This is a genomic window from Simplicispira lacusdiani, assembly GCF_003604195.1.
Lineage (GTDB): Bacteria > Pseudomonadota > Gammaproteobacteria > Burkholderiales > Burkholderiaceae_C > Simplicispira > Simplicispira lacusdiani.
This window is the reverse complement of sequence record NZ_QXGR01000002.1, coordinates 349,784-366,841: the sequence shown is the minus strand read 5'-3', so window position 1 is coordinate 366,841 and position 17,058 is coordinate 349,784. Positions and strand designations below refer to the sequence as shown.

The 17,058-nt window shown below is 70.7% G+C and carries 18 protein-coding genes; 9 read left to right on the top strand and 9 right to left on the bottom strand.

Annotated features, from left to right (window positions below):
- Positions 1-61: 61 nt before the first annotated feature.
- The 3 genes from D8S75_RS04360 (at position 62) to D8S75_RS04350 (ending at position 2,749) form a co-directional block, all read left to right on the top strand.
- On the top strand, positions 62-1,390 hold the full coding sequence (locus tag D8S75_RS04360) for an NnrS family protein (RefSeq protein ID WP_119964713.1): 1,329 nt from the start codon (positions 62-64) through the stop codon (positions 1,388-1,390).
- A gap of 194 nt (positions 1,391-1,584) precedes the next feature.
- On the top strand, positions 1,585-2,199 hold the full coding sequence (locus tag D8S75_RS04355) for a nitroreductase family protein (RefSeq protein ID WP_119964712.1): 615 nt from the start codon (positions 1,585-1,587) through the stop codon (positions 2,197-2,199).
- Position 2,200: 1 nt separating this feature from the next.
- Positions 2,201-2,749, top strand: a complete 549-nt coding sequence (locus tag D8S75_RS04350) for a hemerythrin domain-containing protein (RefSeq protein ID WP_119964711.1) — start codon at positions 2,201-2,203, stop codon at positions 2,747-2,749.
- 65 nt (positions 2,750-2,814) lie between these two features.
- Here the strand turns inward: D8S75_RS04350 and D8S75_RS04345 are convergent, their stop codons facing one another.
- On the bottom strand, positions 2,815-3,111 hold the full coding sequence (locus tag D8S75_RS04345; protein ID WP_119964710.1) for a BTH_I0359 family protein: 297 nt from the start codon (positions 3,109-3,111) through the stop codon (positions 2,815-2,817).
- A gap of 138 nt (positions 3,112-3,249) precedes the next feature.
- Positions 3,250-4,365 carry a DUF3108 domain-containing protein gene (locus D8S75_RS04340; RefSeq protein WP_306419008.1) on the bottom strand — a complete coding sequence of 372 codons (1,116 nt, stop codon included), beginning with the start codon at positions 4,363-4,365 and terminating at the stop codon, positions 3,250-3,252.
- 131 nt (positions 4,366-4,496) lie between these two features.
- Between D8S75_RS04340 and D8S75_RS04335 the strand changes: the two genes are divergently transcribed.
- Positions 4,497-5,492 carry a fumarylacetoacetate hydrolase family protein gene (locus D8S75_RS04335; protein ID WP_119964709.1) on the top strand — a complete coding sequence of 332 codons (996 nt, stop codon included), beginning with the start codon at positions 4,497-4,499 and terminating at the stop codon, positions 5,490-5,492.
- A gap of 79 nt (positions 5,493-5,571) precedes the next feature.
- Here D8S75_RS04335 and D8S75_RS04330 read toward each other — a convergent pair whose 3' ends face one another.
- Positions 5,572-7,644, bottom strand: a complete 2,073-nt coding sequence (locus D8S75_RS04330) for a molybdopterin-containing oxidoreductase family protein (protein WP_119964708.1) — start codon at positions 7,642-7,644, stop codon at positions 5,572-5,574.
- 80 nt (positions 7,645-7,724) lie between these two features.
- Between D8S75_RS04330 and D8S75_RS04325 the strand changes: the two genes are divergently transcribed.
- Together D8S75_RS04325 and D8S75_RS04320 are read left to right on the top strand one after the other, a co-directional pair.
- Positions 7,725-8,936, top strand: coding sequence for a M20 aminoacylase family protein (locus D8S75_RS04325; RefSeq protein ID WP_119964707.1), 1,212 nt, complete (start codon positions 7,725-7,727; stop codon positions 8,934-8,936).
- Positions 8,933-10,030, top strand: a complete 1,098-nt coding sequence (locus D8S75_RS04320; protein WP_119964706.1) for a M14 family metallopeptidase — start codon at positions 8,933-8,935, stop codon at positions 10,028-10,030. The genes D8S75_RS04325 and D8S75_RS04320 overlap by 4 nt, the downstream gene beginning before the upstream one ends.
- Before the next feature lie 57 nt (positions 10,031-10,087).
- Here the strand turns inward: D8S75_RS04320 and D8S75_RS04315 are convergent, their stop codons facing one another.
- Together D8S75_RS04315 and D8S75_RS04310 are read right to left on the bottom strand one after the other, a co-directional pair.
- On the bottom strand, positions 10,088-10,654 hold the full coding sequence (locus D8S75_RS04315; RefSeq protein WP_119964705.1) for a DUF922 domain-containing Zn-dependent protease: 567 nt from the start codon (positions 10,652-10,654) through the stop codon (positions 10,088-10,090).
- A complete protein-coding gene (locus D8S75_RS04310; RefSeq protein WP_370807333.1) occupies positions 10,636-12,066 on the bottom strand; it encodes a wax ester/triacylglycerol synthase family O-acyltransferase in 1,431 nt (476 codons plus the stop codon). The genes D8S75_RS04315 and D8S75_RS04310 overlap by 19 nt, the downstream gene beginning before the upstream one ends.
- A gap of 303 nt (positions 12,067-12,369) precedes the next feature.
- Between D8S75_RS04310 and D8S75_RS04305 the strand changes: the two genes are divergently transcribed.
- Together D8S75_RS04305 and D8S75_RS17585 are read left to right on the top strand one after the other, a co-directional pair.
- Positions 12,370-12,624: an acyl-CoA-binding protein gene (locus D8S75_RS04305; protein ID WP_119964703.1), complete on the top strand. Its 255-nt coding sequence runs from the start codon at positions 12,370-12,372 to the stop codon at positions 12,622-12,624.
- Positions 12,625-12,985: 361 nt separating this feature from the next.
- Positions 12,986-13,156: a hypothetical protein gene (locus D8S75_RS17585; protein WP_198673141.1), complete on the top strand. Its 171-nt coding sequence runs from the start codon at positions 12,986-12,988 to the stop codon at positions 13,154-13,156.
- 67 nt (positions 13,157-13,223) lie between these two features.
- On the opposite strand, the gene D8S75_RS04300 is transcribed toward D8S75_RS17585, so the two are convergent.
- Together D8S75_RS04300 and D8S75_RS04295 are read right to left on the bottom strand one after the other, a co-directional pair.
- Positions 13,224-13,550, bottom strand: coding sequence for a polyhydroxyalkanoic acid system family protein (locus D8S75_RS04300; RefSeq protein WP_119964702.1), 327 nt, complete (start codon positions 13,548-13,550; stop codon positions 13,224-13,226).
- A 10-nt stretch (positions 13,551-13,560) separates the two neighbouring features.
- Complete coding sequence (locus tag D8S75_RS04295; RefSeq protein ID WP_119964701.1) at positions 13,561-14,679, bottom strand: aminopeptidase; 1,119 nt, start codon at positions 14,677-14,679, stop codon at positions 13,561-13,563.
- Between the two features lie 67 nt (positions 14,680-14,746).
- On the opposite strand from D8S75_RS04295, the gene D8S75_RS04290 reads away from it, so the two are divergent.
- Positions 14,747-15,400 carry a DNA-3-methyladenine glycosylase I gene (locus D8S75_RS04290; protein WP_119964700.1) on the top strand — a complete coding sequence of 218 codons (654 nt, stop codon included), beginning with the start codon at positions 14,747-14,749 and terminating at the stop codon, positions 15,398-15,400.
- 34 nt (positions 15,401-15,434) lie between these two features.
- On the opposite strand, the gene arsC is transcribed toward D8S75_RS04290, so the two are convergent.
- Entirely contained in the window at positions 15,435-15,800 is a 366-nt protein-coding gene (arsC, locus tag D8S75_RS04285; protein WP_119964699.1) for an arsenate reductase (glutaredoxin), read from the bottom strand.
- Positions 15,801-15,866: 66 nt separating this feature from the next.
- Positions 15,867-16,889, bottom strand: a complete 1,023-nt coding sequence (locus D8S75_RS04280) for a GlxA family transcriptional regulator (protein ID WP_119964698.1) — start codon at positions 16,887-16,889, stop codon at positions 15,867-15,869.
- Between the last annotated feature and the right edge of the window lie 169 nt (positions 16,890-17,058).

Sequence of the window (17,058 nt, the reverse complement as noted above, 5' to 3'; positions counted from 1 at the left end):
CCGGACGTCGTGTCCTGTCTGCGCGCCTTGCTTTCGCGTGCACGCTTGATCTGCCCATGGAATGAGTGACAGAAAACCGGTCATTCCGCTGAAACCGGTCTCGGGCAAGCCCCCGCCCGAGGCGTTGGCGCAACTGGATCGCCGCTGGCGCCCGCAGTACCTGATGTTGGCGCCGCACCGGCTGGGCTTCTTCCTGGCCATGGTGGTGCTCGTCGCCTCCAGCCTCTGGTGGGCGCTGATGCAGGTGGCGCGGGTGGCGGATGGCGCCTTCTCCATGCATTTTTCGCTGTCGCCTTCGGTGCTGCACGCGGCGGTGATGGTGTTTGGTTTCATCCCGCTGTTCTTCTCGGGCTTCCTGTTCACCGCCGGACCCAAGTGGCTCGGGGTCCAGCCCTGGGACACCCAGAAGCTGCGGCAGCCCCTGCTGCTGCAGGCCGGGGGCTGGCTGCTGTGGCTGGCTGGCGGGATGGTCCTGTCGTACATCTCCATCGCTGGCGTCGCGCTGGCCTGGGTGGGGCTGGCATGGATGACCGTGCTGTTCTGGCGGCTCGTGCTGTGCAGCCGGGCCGAGGACCAGGTCCATGCGCGCGCCATCGGCGCGGCCTTGATCGCGGGCTGCCTGGCGCTGGCCGGCATCGTGGCCAGCCTCGTGGCAGAAGCGCAGGACGTGGCGCGCGCCTGCGCGCTCACCGGGCTGTGGGGCTTCGTGCTCGTCGTCTACGTCGTGGTGGCGCACCGCATGATCCCCTTCTTCACGTCGAGCGCCATGCCCTTCATCCAGGTCTGGCGCCCGTTCTGGCTGCTCTGGCTCATGCTGGGCGCCGCCGTCTTCGAGGCGGCGGCCGTGTGGGTCGAGTTCGAGGGCCGGCCCGAGGGGCCGGTGGGCACGGTGTGGATGCTGGTGCGCGGCCTGCTGGAACTGGGCACGGGCGGCGTGCTGCTCTGGCTGGCGGGCGTGTGGGGGCTGGTGCAAAGCCTCAAGAACCGCCTGCTGGCCATGCTGCACATCGGTTTCCTCTGGCTTGGGCTGTCGTTCGTGCTGGGCGGCGTGACGCAGCTTCTCTGGCTGGTGTACGACGAGCCGCTGCTGGGCCTGGGTTCGCTGCATGCGCTCACCATGGGCTGCCTGGGTTCGCTGATGCTGGCCATGGTCACGCGCGTTTCGTGCGGCCACAGCGGCCGCGCGCTCGTGGCCGACAGCATCGCCTGGTCGCTGTTCTGGGTGCTGCAGGTGGCCACCGTGGTGCGCATCGTCGCCGCCGTGCCGCACCAGTGGTCGGGCTGGTTGCTGCTGGGGGCCGCCAGCCTGTGGCTGGGCGTGGTGATTGTCTGGGGCGTGCGGCTCGGCGCCTGGTATGGCCGCCTGCGCGCGGACGGCCGTCCCGGCTGAATATATGAACAACCCCCTGTGGCGCTGTGCGCCTTCCCCCTTCTCTCGCCCCGCTGCGCGGTGCGGAAAGGGGGACGCCACCCGCGCGGCGGGGCGGCCCTTGCGCGGTGGCCGCTGGCCTGGGTCGTGCCGGTTTCAGGGGCTGCGGGCGGCCCATGGCGCCATGGATCACTGAGGCTATGAAGCACGGAGCCATGGAAGAGGCAGGGGGGCAGAGCCTCGCGCCCGGCGACGAGGCTGCCGCCCTGGCGGCCGCGCTCATGCAGGCGCGCCAGACCATCCTGCCCAAGCGGCTGGGCGCGCCCGGGCCCGACGCGCGGCAGCTCCAGACCATCGTGGCCGCCGCTGCCCATGCGCCCGACCATGGGCAGATCCTGCCCTGGCGCTTCGTGCTCGTGCCGCAGGCGCAGCGCCCGCGCCTGGCCGACGCCTTCGCCGCCGCCCTGCTGGAGCGCGACGCCACCGCCCTGCCCGAGCAGCTGGAGCAGGCGCGCGAGAAGGCGCACCGCTCGCCCGTGCTGCTGCTCGCCGTCGTGGACGGCCGGCGCGGCGACCCGGCCGTGGGGCTGCAGGAGCGCATCCTCAGCGCCGGCTGCGCCGTGCAGAACCTGCTGCTGATGGCCACGGCGCTGGGCTTTGGCTCGGCGCTCACCAGCGGCCAGGCGCTGTGCTCGCAGGCCCTGCGCGCGCTGTTCGGGCTGCGCGAGGATGAGCAGGCGCTGTGCTTCGTCAGCCTGGGCACCGTGCTCTCGCGCAAGGCGGCGCGCGCGCGGCCCGTGCCGGCGGACTACCTCACTACCCTGGATTGATATGACGGCTTCCAACGCCCTGCCCGGTTTCGGCGATGCCGCCGTGGGCTTCGATACCCCGTTCGAGATGCTCACGGCCTGCCACGAGCGCGTGCAGCGCTCGCTGGCGCTGTTGCACCGGTTGCGGGACTACCTGCGCGGCCATGCGTGCGACGACTCCGCGCGCCAGGCCGCGCGCGACGTCCTGCGCTACTTCGACATCGCCGCGCCGCTGCACCACGAGGATGAAGAATTGCATGTCTTCCCGCCGCTGCTCGAACGTGGCGGCGCCGATGCGGTGGCCGCCGTGCGGCGGCTGCAGCAGGACCACGAGGCCATGTCGGCGAACTGGCAGGCCGCGCGCGCCCTGCTGCTGGCGCTGGCCGAGGGCCGGCGCGCTGCCTTCGGCTCCGAGGACGAGACCGTGCTGGAACGCTTCGCGGGCATCTATGCGGAGCACATCCGCATCGAGGAGGAGGTGGTGTACCCGGCGGCCCGGGCCTTGCTGGCGCCCGCCGTGGTGCAGTCCATGGGCGCGGAGATGCGGCGCCGGCGTGGCGCCGTGGATTGAAGATACTGTGCTATTGAATCAATAGCTTCTGACGCTTTGTGGGTAAGCGCTGAAGGCCCAAAGCATCAGTGAATGACGACCGGGTTCTGCGCCAGCCCGGTGTAGCGGTCCAGCGTGTCCTCCACCTCTTCCTGCGTGGGGGCATCGCGCTGCCAGGCGAGGATCTGCTGCTGGAACATCTCGGCCCAGGAGCCGTCGAGGTAGACCTCCTTGCCCGAGCGTTTGTCCACGATCTCGAACCCATGGCGCGCCAGCTGGGGCACGGACGGCGCCGCGTCGTCCGCAGCGGGGCTGCCTGCGTCCACGGCATCGGGCAGCATGTGGACCACCACGAAGGAGTCCGAGTCGTAGAGCATGTGCATGGTGTTCTCCCTGATCTTTCCTACTGTCAGATGGCAACGGCGACGGCAAGTTCAAGTCCGAATCCACTACGGCCCCAGTATTCCACGAAAACCGGGCCGTGTCAGGGAAAGGGGCGGAACGCTTCTTTGAGCAGGCTCTTACGGCTGCGCATGGCTGCGCAGGTTCAGCTCGGCGAAGTCGCCATTGGCCTGGGTGATGCGGATGCGCGCGGGCAGGTAGTCCAGCCCGGGCGCCAGCCAGACCTGCGCCTTCTGGTCGTAGTCGCGGCGCGGCAGGCGCTGCAGCTGCACGGCATGCAAGCTGCCCATGGACAGCTCCAGCGTTTCCTCGCCCTCGACCGTGAAGGTCCAGGTGTCGGCGGCGCGCGCGCTCACGGTGGGGATGCTGATGCGCGTGCCCACGGCAAAGCGCTGCGGCGTCGCGGCGAGCAGGGCGCCGAGTTGCAGGAAAACGCTGAGCCGGTCCTGCGCGCCGGGCGCGATGGGGGCGGACGGCGTGTTGGCGCTGAAGGTCACGCGCCCCTGGGCGAAGTCGAAATGCGCGGCCTGCTCGCTGCGCGAGCGGTCACCGAAGCGCCGGGGCTGCAGGCCCAGGGGCGTGATCTCGCCCACGCTGGTCTGCGTGCGCGAGCCCAGGAACAGCACGCTGATCTCCTGCCGCGCCTGGTACTGCTGGCCGTCGTGCTGCCACAGCAGCTCGGCCCGCGCGCTGTACTGGAAACCCTTGGACTGGCCCGCCACGTCGAAGCCCAGGCGCGCGGGCGCGGGCAGGCGCACGGCGGGGGGCTGCGGGCTGCCCGCGTCCTCGGCCGCGCCGGGTGGCGTGATGGCGATGGCGCTGCCCGGCGCGGCCGGGGCTTCGGGGGGCGCCGGGTCGGCGGGGGGCGGGCTGGCGGGTGTTTCGGGGGCTGGCGCGGCCTGCGCGGTGGCGCTGTCTGGTGCCGGCTCGGCGGCAGGGCCGGCCTCGCTGGCGCTCTCTGCGATCAGCGGGGGGGCGGTCGTGGTTTCAGCGGCGGGCGTGGCGGGTTTCGGGCGCGGCTTCTTGCGTGGCGCAGGCCGTGCCGCTGGCGCTGGAGCCGCCTCGGCCACCCGCGCGGCGGGCGCGGGCGGCGGCGCGGCGACGGTGCGCGTGGCGAAGACCGGCGGCGCCTCGGCCGGAGCCCCTGCCCAATGCGGCGCCGTGCCGCCCAGCACCAGGGCGTGCAGGGCCAGCACCAGGGCGGTGATCAGCAACAGGGGGCGGCGGGGAATCATGCAATCGGCGGCGGAGCAGGTTCCAAGGGTAACCCACGGCGTGGTTCCGGGGGCCCGGGCTGCCCTAGAATTCCGCGTTCCGTGGCATGACACCGCCGCCCGGCCCCTCTTCCCCCAACGCGCACCCCGCCATGAAATTCGCCACCCTCAAGGACGGCTCCCGCGACGGCCAACTCGTGGTTGTTTCGCGCGACCTGGGCACGGCCCACTACGCCACCGGCATCGCCCACCGCCTGCAGCAGGTGCTGGACGACTGGGGCTTTCTCGCGCCGCAGTTGCAGCACCTGTACGACAGCCTCAACGCCGGCCGCGCGCGCCATGCCTTTCCCTTCGATCCCCGGCAGTGCATGGCGCCGCTGCCGCGCGCCTGCCAGTGCATCGAGGGCCGGGCCTACCCGCACCATGCGGCGCTGGAGTGCCGGCTGGCCGGGGCCGAACCGCCCGAGGCCCTGCGCCGCGCGCCCCTGCTGCGCCAGGCCACGGGCGACGCCGCGCTCGGCCCGCACGACGACATCGTGGCGGTGAGCGAGGCCCTGGGCATCGATTTTGGCGCGGGCCTGGCCGTGGTCACGGGCGACGTGCCGCGCGGCAGCACGCCCGCGCAGGCGCTCGACGGCATCCGCCTCGTGATGCTGGCCAACACCGTGGCCCTGCGCAGCCTCGAAGCGATGGAGCGCGAGCGCGGCCAGGCCCCGCTGCAAAGCCGCCCGGCCACCGCCTTCAGCCCCGTGGCCGTGACGCTCGACGAACTGGGCGACGCCTGGGGCCAGGGCCGCGTGCACCTGACGCTGCAGACCGCCTGGAACGGCCGCAAGGTCGGGCTGTGCGACGCCGCCGAGGGCATGGATTTCGATTTCGGCCAGCTCATCGCCCAGGCCTGCCAGACACGCGCGCTGCGCGCTGGCAGCATCGTCGGCAGCGGCCCCGTGGGCCATCCGGACGGCACCAAGGGTTACGCCAGCATCGCCGAGAAGCGCTGTCTGGAGGCCCTGCAAGATGGCCAGCCCGCCACCGGCTATCTGCAGGCCGGTGACACCGTGCGCATCGAGATGAAGGGGCCGGGCGGCCAGAGCCTGTGCGGCGCCATCGATCAGACCGTGGTGGTGCTGGCCGAAAGCCAGGAATAGCCGGCACGGCGCCGTTTTGAATCAAAAACGGCTCCAAGGCAAGCGGGTAAAGCGCTGAATGCTATCGTTTTGATAGTTCTCAGTCGGCTACCACTTCCACCAGGCAGTCGTAGAACGTCGGCCCGCGCCCCAGGTCGGTCAGCGCCTGGCTGGTGAGCTGGTTCACGTTGTGGCCGTCCAGGCCCAGCTTGCGCCACCAGATGCCCAGACCGTTGACCACGCCGGGCCGCGCGCGCTCGCTCACATGGGCGTGGCAGCGGTAGCTGCCGCGGCCATTGAACACGCGCACCACGCTGCCCTCGGCAATGCCGCGCGCGGCTGCGTCCCGCGGGTGGATCTCCAGCAGCGGCCGGCCCTCGATGTCGCGCAGGCTCTTCACGTTGACGAAGGTCGAGTTGAGGAAGTTGCGCGCCGGCGGCGAGATCATGGCCAGCGGGTACTGCGCGGAGCTGCCCGCCGCTTCGTGGTTGGGCACATGGTCGGGCAGGCCGTCCAGGCCCTGCGCCGCGAGGCGCTCGCTGAAGAACTCGCACTTCCCTGAAGGTGTGGGAAAGCCCCCTTCGGCGAACGGCGCGTCCGGCCCGCCCAGCGGCGCGAAGCCCTGTTCCAGCAGTTGGTTGAAGTCCACCTTGGCGCCATAGGCCTGGCGGCAGAGCTGCTCGTCGCTGTCCGCGAAGCAGGGCTCGGTGAAGCCCATGCGCACGGCCAGCTCGCGAAAGATTTGCGTGTTGCTGCGCGCCTGGCCCAGCGGCGCAATGGCCGGCTGGTTCAGCAGCACGTCGGTGTGGCCGTAGGCCAGGTGCACGTCCCAGTGCTCCAGCTGCGTGGTGGCGGGCAGGATGTAATCGGCGTAGTCGGCGGTGTCGGTCTGGAAGTGCTCCAGCACCACGGTGAACAGGTCCTCGCGCGCGAAGCCCTGCACCACCTTGCTGGAGTCGGGCGCCACGGCCACGGGGTTGCTGTTGTAAACCACCAGCGCCTCGATCTTCGGGCCGAAGGCGGGCGAGGCCTCGCGCAACAGGTCATCGCCAATGGTCACCATGTTGATGGTGCGTGGGCTGCGGCCAGCGAGCAAATCCGGGCGCTGCAGCGCGGCGCGGTCCACCGGGAAGCTGCCCGAGCTGGACAGCAGCACGCCACCCGCGCGGTGGCGCCAGGCGCCCGTGAGCGCGGGCAGGCAGGCCACGGCGCGCACCGCGTTGGCGCCGCCGTGCACGCGCTGCATGCCGTAGTTCAGGCGGATGGCGGCGGGCCGGGTGGTGCCGTAAGCGCGCGCGAGCTGGCGGATCTGTTCCACCGGAATGCCGCACACCTGCGCCGCGCGCTCGGGCGGCCATTGCAGAGCGCGTTCGCGCAGCTTTTCCCAGCCCACGGTGTGGCGTGCGATGTAGTCGTGGTCGAGCCAGTCGTGCGTGATGAGCTCGTGCATCAGCGCCAGCGCCAGCGCCGCGTCGGTGCCGGGCAGGAGCTGGATGTGCTCATGGCATTTCTCTGCGGTTTCGCTCTTGCGCGGGTCGATGCACACCAGCTTGGCGCCATCGCGCTTGGCCTGCTGGGCGATGCGCCAGAAATGCAGGTTGCTGCCGATCGAGTTGCTGCCCCAGATGAGGATCAGTTTGGACTCGGCAAAGAACTCCACCTTCATGCCCACCTTGCCGCCCAGCGTGTGCACCAGGCCCTCGCCGCCGGCCGTGGCGCAGATGGTGCGGTCCAGGAAGGAGGCGCCCAGGCGGTGGAAGAAGCGCCGGTCCATGCTCTCGCCCTGCACCAGGCCCATGGTGCCGGCGTAGCTGTAGGGCTGGATGGCCTGCGGGTCGCGCGCGGCGATGCTGCCCAGGCGCGCGGCGATGTCGGTGAGCGCCTCGTCCCAGGTGACGGGCGTGAACTGCCCGCTGCCCTTGGGGCCGCTGCGCTTGAGCGGCGTGAGGATGCGTTCGGCGTGGTAGGTGCGCTCGGGGTATTTGGACACCTTGGCGCAGAGCACGCCGCCGGTCTGCGCGTGCGCCGGGTTGCCCTGCACGCGCGTGGCCACGCCGTTTTCCACGGTGGTGAGCAGGGCGCAGGTGTCGGGGCAGTCGTGCGGGCAGGCGCCGCGCACCTGGCGGGTGGAGAGCGCGGGAATGGCGGGGGGCAGGGTGTGCGCGGAGGTCATGCGGCGATGGTAATGAAAACCCCCGGAGCACGTCCGCGCAATGCCCGGGCTAGACTGTGGCGATTGAGGAAACCTGCGCCATGAAAGTCATCGATTCCATTGCCGCCCACGCGGCTTCGATCGCCGCCCTGCGCCGCGACATCCATGCCCATCCCGAGCTGTGCTTCGAGGAGGTGCGCACCGCCGAGCTGGTGGCCGGCAAGCTCACCGAATGGGGCATTCCCGTCCACCGGGGCCTGGGCCAGACCGGCGTGGTGGGCATCGTGCACGGGCGCGACGGCGGGGCCTGCGGCCGCGCCCTGGGCCTGCGCGCCGACATGGACGCGCTGCCCATGCAGGAGTTCAACACCTTCGCCCATGCCAGCCAGCACGCGGGCAAGATGCACGCCTGCGGCCACGACGGCCACACCGCCATGCTGCTGGCGGCGGCGCAGCACCTGGCGCGGCACCGCGACTTCGACGGCACGGTGTACCTGATCTTCCAGCCGGCCGAGGAGGGCGGCGGCGGCGCGCGCGTGATGATCGAGGACGGCCTGTTCGAGCGCTTCCCCATGGAGGCGGTGTTCGGCATGCACAACTGGCCGGGCATGCCCGTGGGCAGCTTCGCGGTGAGCCCGGGGCCGGTGATGGCGTCGAGCAACGAGTTCAAGATCACCATCCGGGGCAAGGGCGGCCACGCCGCGCTGCCCCACACCGGCATCGACCCGGTGCCCATCGCCTGCCAGATGGTGCTGGCTTTCCAGACCATCATCAGCCGCAACAAGAAGCCCGTGGACGCGGGCGTGATCTCGGTCACGATGATCCATGCCGGAGAGGCCACCAACGTGGTGCCCGACAGCTGCGAGCTGCAGGGCACGGTGCGCACCTTCACGCTGGAGGTGCTGGACCTGATCGAGCAGCGCATGCGCCAGATCGCCGAGCACCTCTGCGCCGCGCATGGCGCCACCTGCGAGTTCGAGTTCGTGCGCAACTACCCGCCCACGGTGAACGCGCCCGCCGAGGCCGCGTTCGCGCGGCGCGTCATGGCCTCCATCGTGGGCGAGGGACAGGTGCTGGAGCAGGAGCCCACCATGGGCGCCGAGGACTTCGCCTACATGCTGCAGGCCAAGCCCGGCGCCTACTGCTTCATCGCCAACGGCGACGGCGACCACCGCGCCCTGGGCCATGGCGGCGGCCCCTGCACGCTGCACAACCCGAGCTACGACTTCAACGACGACCTCATTCCCCTGGGGGCCACCTACTGGGTGCGCCTGGCCCAGGACTGGCTGGGCCAGGCCCGCGCCGGCGCATGATCGGCGTCGCGCAGGCCTTCGCCGGGAGCTATGCGCGCGCCCGCGTGCAGTTCCTGGAGGCGGCGGCCACGGCGGGCCTGGCGCTGCAATCGCATGTGCACCCGCTGCCCGGGTGCGAGGGCGAGACCCTGGCGCTGGACGTGGCGCGCGACGGCCCGCAGAACGCCGAGCGGCTGCTCATCGTCAGCAGCGGCTGCCATGGCGTGGAGGGCTTCTGCGGCAGCGGCGTGCAGGTGTTCGCGCTGCACGACCCGGCATGGCGCGACCATGCGCGCGCGCAGGGCGTGGCCGTGCTCTACCTGCACGCGCTCAACCCCTACGGTTTCTCGCACCTGCGCCGCGCCACGCACGAGAACGTGGACCTGAACCGCAACTTTCCCGATTTCTCCCGCCCCTTGCCGGTCAACGAGGCCTACCGGGAGATCGCGCACCTGCTCATTCCCGAGACCTGGCCGCCCGATGCCGCGAACCAGGCGGCGGTGAATCATTTTGTCGCCACCCGGGGCGAGGCGGCGTTGCAAGCCGCCATCACGCGCGGGCAGCATGAATTTCCGCAGGGGCTGTACTTTGGCGGTACGGCGCCCACCTGGAGCCACCTGGCGCTGCGCCAGGTGCTGCGCGAGCAGGGCCGGCAGGCCGCGCGCATCGCCTGGATCGACCTGCACACCGGCCTGGGCCCCAGCGGCCATGGCGAGCGCATCCACGCGGGCGGCGACGATGCGGCGGCCTTGGCGCGCGCGCGCCGCTGGTGGGGCGGCGGTGGCGCCACGCCGGTCACCTCGTTGCACGACGGCAGTTCGTCCTCGGCCTTCCTGACCGGGCAGATGTGGAGCGCCATCGACGGCGAATGCCCGCAGGCCGAAACCACCGGCATCGCGCTGGAATACGGCACCCTGCCGGTGTGGGAGGTGCTGCAGGCCTTGCGCGCGGAGCAGTGGCTGCGGCTCCACCCCGAGGCCGCGCCCGCGCTTGCCGAAGCGATCCGGGCCCAGATGCGGGCGGCCTTCTACACCGACACCGATGCCTGGAAGGGCCAGGTCATCGCGCAGGCCCGGCAGGCCCTGTTCCAGGCGGTGGATGGACTGGGTTCTTGATGTTTTTGGCTCTTTGCGCTTGATGAGTAAGCGCCAGTAGCTATTAAAACAATAGCATCAATCGAGCTTCGCGCCCTGCGTGGCGCCATGGCCGGTGTCGCGGTCATAGGCCTTTTCGCGCGCCACCTGCTCGGCCAGCAGGCGCTGGCCCAGGGCGTTGGCCTGGCGTTCCAGCGTGGGGCAGTCGCTCGCTTCCGGCAGGGTGGCGATGCCCTGGTCGATGGCCTGCGCGGCCTGGCGGCCGAACCGCACATGGCCTTGCTCATGCTGGTACAGCGCGCGGTGGTAGCGCTGGAACTGCGCCTCCTGCGTGGCCGTCCCGGTGCGCAGCTCGGGCATCTGGATGCGGGTGTGCAGCCGTGTGGCCACGCGCGTGATGCGGCAGCGGCCCGCGCCATCCTGCTGCCACCAGAAGTTCCAGCGCACGTTCCACTGCGTGTAGCCGTGGAAGCGCTTGCCGTCCGAGGTGATGGGCGTGGCCGCGTTCAGCGCCTCGCGCAGCGTCTGGTCGGCGCGGGCGTGCACGGGGTAGGGAGCGTGCTCGTGCTCCTCCTGCACCTCGGCCCGGGCGCCCGCGCACAGCAGCCCGAGCGCGCAGGCCAGGGCTAGGCCGCCTCGCCCCACGGCAGCATCAGCGTGAGCGTGGACAGCGCGGCGAACTCGGGCGCGAAGGCGTCGATGATCTGCTGCGGCTCGGGGCACAGCTGGGTGTCGGTGATGACGCCGAACTGCACGCCGCCGCCGTAGCTCAGGATGGACACGCCCAGCCCCACGTTGCCCGATTGCGGCACCCAGAACATGCACTGCGTCACGCGCGATCCGCACAGGTGGATGGGCTCGCGCGGGCCCGGCACGTTGGTCATCACGGCCGTGGTCTTGCGGCTGAAGAGGTTGAGCAGCGCGTCCTGCGCCGGCTTGATGAGCAGGCCGGCCACGGCCAGCAGTCCAAACGCCAGCAGCGGCTGCGTGCTGCCCTTGAGGGCGGCCATGCGGCTGCGCACCTCGTACACGCGCTCGACCGGGTTGGTGATGCCGATGGGCAGCACCAGCGGCACCAGGCCGAAGTGGTTGCCGAGCTTCCAGGCCTCCTCCATGGGGCGCAGGTTCACCGGGATCATGGCGCGGATCTCCTTGCCCGCAGTGTCCTCGCCGTGCTGGCGCAGGTAGCCGCCGATGGCGCCGGCCACGCAGGACAGCAGCACGTCGTTGACCGAGCAGTTGAGGGCCTTGCCGATGGCCTTGACCTCGTCCAGCGGCAGCGGCGGGCACCAGGCCACGCGCTTGTGCGTGCCGGGCTCGCCCTTGAGCGCGGTGGGCGAGTCGTCGGGCATGAGCGCCAGCGCGGCCGCGTCGCTGACGAGCTGGTAGCCCAGGCGCGCCGCGTCCACCGAACCCGCCAGGCCATGCTGCACGGCCTTCTCGGGGTCGAGCAGCAGGTGCAGCGATTTGGCGGCGCTCTCGCCCACCATGTCCAGCGCCTTCACGGTCATGCCGGTGAAGGGCTTGATGAGGGCGTCGGCGATCCAGTCCTCGGCGCTGGCCGGGGCCTTCTTGCGGCGCTTCGGCGGCTCGGTGCCGCCGTCGACGATGGACATGGTCACCGAGATCAGCGCGATGCCGTCGGCGATGCAGTGGTGCAGCCGCACCACCAGCGCGCTGCCGGGGAGGCCGTCGTCGCCAGTGAAGTCCTCCACCAGGTAGAAGTGCCACAGCGGGCGCTTGGGGTCGAGTGGCTGCGTGGCCAGGTCGCCCACGAACTGCTGCAGCGCCGCCTGCTGGCTCTGGCCCTTGCGGCGCGGCAACCGGGCGCTCTCCACATGGGCGGCGATGTCGAAGCGCTGGTCATCGACCCAGGTGGCCCCGGCCGCGTCCTCGACCACGCGCTGGCGAAAGCGCGGGTACTGCAGCAGGCGCTCCTGCACGCGCTCGCGCAGCGCGGCCAGCGTGATGCCGGGCGAGACCGTCCACACGCCGTTGATCATCATCAGGTTGCTGGGCGAATCCATGCGCAGCCAGGCGGTGTCCACCTTGCTCATGCGCTCGCCCGACAGGCCGAGCATGCCGGTGGCGGCGCGGCGCACGTTCTTCTGCACGGCCAGGGCCGCCTCGCGGGCGGCGGCGCTGGCGCTCGGGAGGGCGGGGCTGGGGACGGAGGCAGGCGCCGCGGCGCGGGAGGAGATGCGGGTCACCATGGGTGCGAGGGTTCCTGGTCGGTGTGATTGGAGGCGGGCGTCTACGAATTGCCGCCATTGTGGCCGGAGTGTGACCGTAAGATACAACGCACCGAGGGGATGGCATCCCCGTTTTTTCCCCACCCCCCAACCCAGGAGCATCCCGCCATGGCCGATCTCAATGCCGCTTTCGAAGCCGCCGTCGCCCAGTCCAAGAACCTCAGCGAGCGCCCCGACAACGGCACGCTGCTCAAGATCTACGCGCTCTACAAGCAGGGCACGGCGGGCGACAACGCCGAGAAGAAGCCCGGCTTCTCCGACATGGTGGGCCGCGCGAAATGGGACGCCTGGAACAACCTCAAGGGCACGGCGCAGGACGACGCCAAGCAGCAGTACATCGACCTGATCCAGTCGCTGAGCTGAGCCGGCGTCCGGGGCGCGGCGAGGGCCATTTCGGCCTGCGGTTCGCGCTAGAGCCTGTTCAAAGTCTTTTCCTGGTGCCCGTTGTCCCGCAAAGGCAGTGGATGCAAGGCGCACACCGCAAGCCGCACTGGTGTGCGGCAAGGATGGGCAACGCCGCAGACGCTGCCTTTTCGGGGCAACCCTTCGGGCAAGGCAGCAAAAAACCGCACTCGTCGTTGCGCACCTTGCCCAGGCCGCCAGCATGGCCTGCGGTACGCGCCTAGATTGCAGTTTTTTGCTGCCTTGCGGGCACCAGGAAAAGACTTTGAGCAGGCTCTATGGCCTAATATGGGTTTTTCCACCTTTTGACAGAGACCTCGCCATGGGCAACAAGATCGTTACCGAAGCCGACCGTAAATTCACCCCCCAGCCCAAGCCGCTGCCCGGCGTGAGCCTGCCCACGGGCGGCCGCGGCCAGCGCGTCAGCCTGGAGCGTGGTTCGCACACCCGCAGCAAGAAGAACCCCGGCAAGCGCACCAAGAAGGGCGGCTGATCGGCCCCGCAGGGTGCTTCGCGCGCCCCTGGAACAAGCCCTCCCCCGGAGGGCTTTTTTCATGGCGTCAGGCCTTGGGCGCCTTTTTCTTCTTGCCGGGCTTCGCCGGCTGCAGCAGCGCGTCGATCTCTTGGCTGATTTCGGCCTCGATGCGGCTCTTGAAGGCGCTCACCAGGAAGCCCAGTTCGGCGCGGAACTCGAATTCGTGGCCGTGCACGCGCAGCGTGCCCTTGATGCCCGAGCGGTTGAAATACACGGTGTCTTCGGCGTCGCCTTCCTCGTAGGCGCACGCCATGTCGAACTTCTCTTCGGCTTTCTCGGCCCACATGAAGGCGATCTTGCGGGCTTCTTCGAGGCCCAGGTGGTGGTGGCGGTGGATATGGATGACAGACATGGCGATTTCCTCAGGGGGCGGCCGGACGGGGCAGCAGCGCGCGCAGGCGTTCGTGGCGCTCGGGCTGCGGCAGCGCCGCCAATGCCCTGACGGCATCATAGAACCGTTGCCAGTCGCCGCCGGCCTGCGCGTGCAATGCCTCGAACGCGGGCACCCATTCGTCGTAGGCGGCCTGGGCGGCGAAGCTGGCGTTGTTGGCGCGCTCCACCCAGCGGTCATAGCCCGCCAGTTGCGCGGGCGTGGCCCGCCAGCCCGCGCGCAATGCGGCGTAGGCCGCGCGGAAGTCCTGCATTGCTTCTGTTTTCATAGCTAGCAGCGCTTTGCTATCAAGGCCTTTAGCCTCTTTTTGATCATAAATGGTCGCCAGGCGCGCGCGCGTGGCGCGGGTCAGGGCGCGAAAGCCGCTGCGCCGCTCCTCGCTCGCGGTGAAGGCCTGTCGCGCCTCGGGCGTGGCCTGGGTGGCCAGCCAGCGCGCGCTGCCCAGGCGTTCGACGGCGGTGGCGAAGGATTCGTTGAACAGCGTGTCGTCCCGCGCGTACACCACCTGGTGCGCCAGCTCATGGAACAGCAGGCGCACGAATTCGCCCTCGGGCCAGGCGATGAAGGTCGAGAGCAGCGGGTCGCCGCCCATCCAGTCCAGGTAGCCCAGCGTGGAATAGGCGGGCACGCCGTACACCTCCACCTCCAGGCCCTGCGCTGCCAGCCGCTCGCCTTCGGCCTGCGCGTCGGCCTCCTGGAAATAGCCCCGGTAGCCGATGCAGCCGGTGAGCGGAAAGCACCAGGTGTGCAGGCGCAGCGCATCGGGCGGCGCGGCCACCACGTTCCACACGGCGGCCGGTCGCCGCAGGTCGGCGTAGCGGCGGTAGCTGGCGTTGTCGGGCAGGCCGAGTTCGGTGACGGCGAAGGCGCGGGCCCGCTGCGCCAGCCGCAGGCGCTCGCGCAGCGCGGGCGGGATGTCGTCGCGCGCGATCCACTGGTCGATGGGCTCGGCCGCCCGCATGAGCCGCACGTGGCCGCGCACCGACTGCCAGTAGTAGCCGATGTCGCCAGCGGTACTGGCACAGCCGGTCAGGGCCAGGCTCGCCACCGCCATGGCCAGGGTGCGCAGGAAGGGGTAAGGCGGACGCATGGGGGCAGTTTAGGGGCAGGCCCCACCCGGGTGGCCGACGGGCGCCAGGCATTCCTAGAATGCGGCCATGACCGCCCCGACCCCTGACCTGCCCGAGGGCCTGTTTGCCGATGAAGCGGGGTGCCCGCGCTGCTTCTGGTGCCAGGCCACGCCGCTGTACCGCCACTACCACGACCACGAATGGGGCTTCCCGGTGGCGGACGACCGGCGGCTGTTCGAGAAGCTCTGCCTGGAGGGCTTCCAGTCGGGCCTGAGCTGGCTCACCATCCTGAACAAGCGCGAGGGCTTCCGCGCGGCATTCGCCGGCTTCGACGCCGAGCAGGTCGCCGCCTTCGATGGGCGCGACGTGGACCGCCTGGTGCAGGACGCCGCCATCGTACGCCACCGGGGCAAGATCGAGTCGACGATCAACAACGCCCGGCGCCTGCTGGAGCTGCGCGCCGAGTTCGGCTCGCTGGCGCACTACGTGTGGCGCCACGAGCCGGCGCCGCAGGACCGGCCGGCGCGCCTCACGCGCGAGGCGGCGCGCGCGCTGTCCACCTCGCCCGCATCCGTGACCTTGTCCAAGGACCTGAAAAAGCGCGGCTGGAGCTTCGTCGGGCCGACCACGGTGTATGCCTTCATGCAGGCCATGGGGCTGGTGAACGACCACCTCGAAGGCTGCCACGCGCGTGATGCCGCGTTGCAGGCGCGCAGGGATTTCGTGGTGCCGCGCGGGTGACGCCACGCCCTGGCCGCGCGCCACGCGGGCGGGGTCAGGTGCCCAGGGCGGGCAGCAGGTCCAGCACCTGTTCGGCGGGGCGGCACAGGCGCGTGCCCAGCGGGGTCACGACGATGGGGCGGTTGAGGAGGATGGGGTGCGCCAGCATGGCGTCGATGAGCTGCGTGTCGGTCACGCCCGGCGCGTCCAGGCCCAGTTCGGTGAACAGGGCCTCCTTGGCGCGCACGAGGTGGAGCACGGGCTGGCCGGTGGCGGCCACCAGCGCCAGCAGGGTCTCGCGGCTGGGCGGCGTGTGCAGGTACTCGATGACCTCGGGCTCGAAGCCGCGCTCGCGCAGCAGCGCCAGGGTGTTGCGCGAGGTGCCGCAGCGGGGGTTGTGGTAGATCGTGATGCGGGACATGGACGGTGGATCGTGGTGACGTTTCAGCGCTGTCGCTGGAAAGCCTGCATGGTAGTGGCAGACGCCTCAACGCGCTGCGCGCAACTGCGCCAGACCCTGCCCCAGGTGCTGGCGCACGGCGCGGGCCATGGCGTCCACCGAGCCGAAGCCGCTGCGCTGCGCCACCTTGTCCTGTGGCCAGTCGGTCTGGCGCAGCAGGGTGGCGGCCTGCTGCGCCCGCGCCTGCGCCACGAAACGCGCGGGGGTGCAGCGGGCCTGCGCGGCAAAGGCGCGCGCGAAGTTGCGGGGGCTCATGTGGGTTCGCTGCGCCAGCGCGTCCACCGACAGGTCGTGCGTCAGGTGTCCCTGGACCCAGGCCATCAGCTCGCGCATGCGAGCCGAGGCATCGGCCTGGGCCTGCAGTGCCGGGCTGTGCTGCGGCGCGCTGCCGGGGCGCAGCAGGAAGACCGCGAGGTCGCGCGCGATCTGCATGGCCGTGGCGCGGCCCAGGTCGTCCTCGATGAGCGCCAGGGCCAGGTCCAGCCCGGTGGTCACGCCCGCGGAGGTCCACAGCGCGCCATCGCGCACATAGATCCGGTCGCGTTGCACGCGGGTGCCGGGGCACAGCTGGGCCAGCAGGTCGCAGGCATTGGCATGCGTGGTGGCATCGCGCTGCTCCAGCAGCCCGGCGGCAGCCAGCACGAAGGCCCCGGTGCAGACGCTGGCCACCCGGCGTGCGTGTGGCGCGGTTTCGGCCAGCCAGCGGCCCGCGCCGTCGTCAAAGATAGCGCGGCGCAGCGCGTCTTCTTCGCCGCCGGCCACCACCAGGGTATCGATGGGGCCCTGGACCGCGTGCAGCGGCAGCGTGTCGGCCAGGGCGAAGCCAGCGCTGGTGGCCACGGTGCCCCCACGCGGCGATGCGATGCGCACGCGGTAGGCACCGGGCACGTGCAGCGCCGCCTTGCTGAACGCGCTGGCGGGCGATGCGACGTCGATCGCCTCCACCCCATCAAACGCCAGCAGCACCACCTCCCGCACCGCGCCTGGCGACGGCGGTGGGTCGGCGTGGGAATTGGCAGGATGTGCGGCGGATTTGGCCTGGCGTGGCATGGCGGCGGACCCTAAGCTTTGGACAACGGCAACAGTGGGGGCGAAACGTGGCGGTATTGTGGCGTTGGATGCGGCGAGGGTGGTGGCTGGTGCCTTTGGCCTGGTGGGCCTGGGCCAGCCCGGGCGCCGCTGAGGGCGGGGTGGTGGCGGATGCTGCCCCCACCGGGAC

Bases quoted from the DNA above. Each gene is read 5' to 3' on its own strand.
- D8S75_RS04350 (WP_119964711.1), top strand. From the start codon at position 2,201: ATGACGGCTTCCAACGCCCTGCCCGGTTTCGGCGATGCCGCCGTGGGC.
- D8S75_RS04360 (WP_119964713.1), top strand. From the start codon at position 62: ATGAGTGACAGAAAACCGGTCATTCCGCTGAAACCGGTCTCGGGCAAG.
- D8S75_RS04340 (WP_306419008.1), bottom strand. From the start codon at position 4,365: ATGATTCCCCGCCGCCCCCTGTTGCTGATCACCGCCCTGGTGCTGGCC.
- D8S75_RS04300 (WP_119964702.1), bottom strand. From the start codon at position 13,550: ATGTCTGTCATCCATATCCACCGCCACCACCACCTGGGCCTCGAAGAA.
- D8S75_RS04330 (WP_119964708.1), bottom strand. From the start codon at position 7,644: ATGACCTCCGCGCACACCCTGCCCCCCGCCATTCCCGCGCTCTCCACC.
- D8S75_RS04325 (WP_119964707.1), top strand. From the start codon at position 7,725: ATGAAAGTCATCGATTCCATTGCCGCCCACGCGGCTTCGATCGCCGCC.
- D8S75_RS04295 (WP_119964701.1), bottom strand. From the start codon at position 14,679: ATGCGTCCGCCTTACCCCTTCCTGCGCACCCTGGCCATGGCGGTGGCG.
- D8S75_RS04320 (WP_119964706.1), top strand. From the start codon at position 8,933: ATGATCGGCGTCGCGCAGGCCTTCGCCGGGAGCTATGCGCGCGCCCGC.
- D8S75_RS04290 (WP_119964700.1), top strand. From the start codon at position 14,747: ATGACCGCCCCGACCCCTGACCTGCCCGAGGGCCTGTTTGCCGATGAA.
- D8S75_RS04335 (WP_119964709.1), top strand. From the start codon at position 4,497: ATGAAATTCGCCACCCTCAAGGACGGCTCCCGCGACGGCCAACTCGTG.
- D8S75_RS04345 (WP_119964710.1), bottom strand. From the start codon at position 3,111: ATGCACATGCTCTACGACTCGGACTCCTTCGTGGTGGTCCACATGCTG.
- D8S75_RS04305 (WP_119964703.1), top strand. From the start codon at position 12,370: ATGGCCGATCTCAATGCCGCTTTCGAAGCCGCCGTCGCCCAGTCCAAG.
- D8S75_RS04280 (WP_119964698.1), bottom strand. From the start codon at position 16,889: ATGCCACGCCAGGCCAAATCCGCCGCACATCCTGCCAATTCCCACGCC.
- D8S75_RS04310 (WP_370807333.1), bottom strand. From the start codon at position 12,066: ATGAGCAAGGTGGACACCGCCTGGCTGCGCATGGATTCGCCCAGCAAC.
- arsC (WP_119964699.1), bottom strand. From the start codon at position 15,800: ATGTCCCGCATCACGATCTACCACAACCCCCGCTGCGGCACCTCGCGC.
- D8S75_RS17585 (WP_198673141.1), top strand. From the start codon at position 12,986: ATGGGCAACAAGATCGTTACCGAAGCCGACCGTAAATTCACCCCCCAG.
- D8S75_RS04355 (WP_119964712.1), top strand. From the start codon at position 1,585: ATGGAAGAGGCAGGGGGGCAGAGCCTCGCGCCCGGCGACGAGGCTGCC.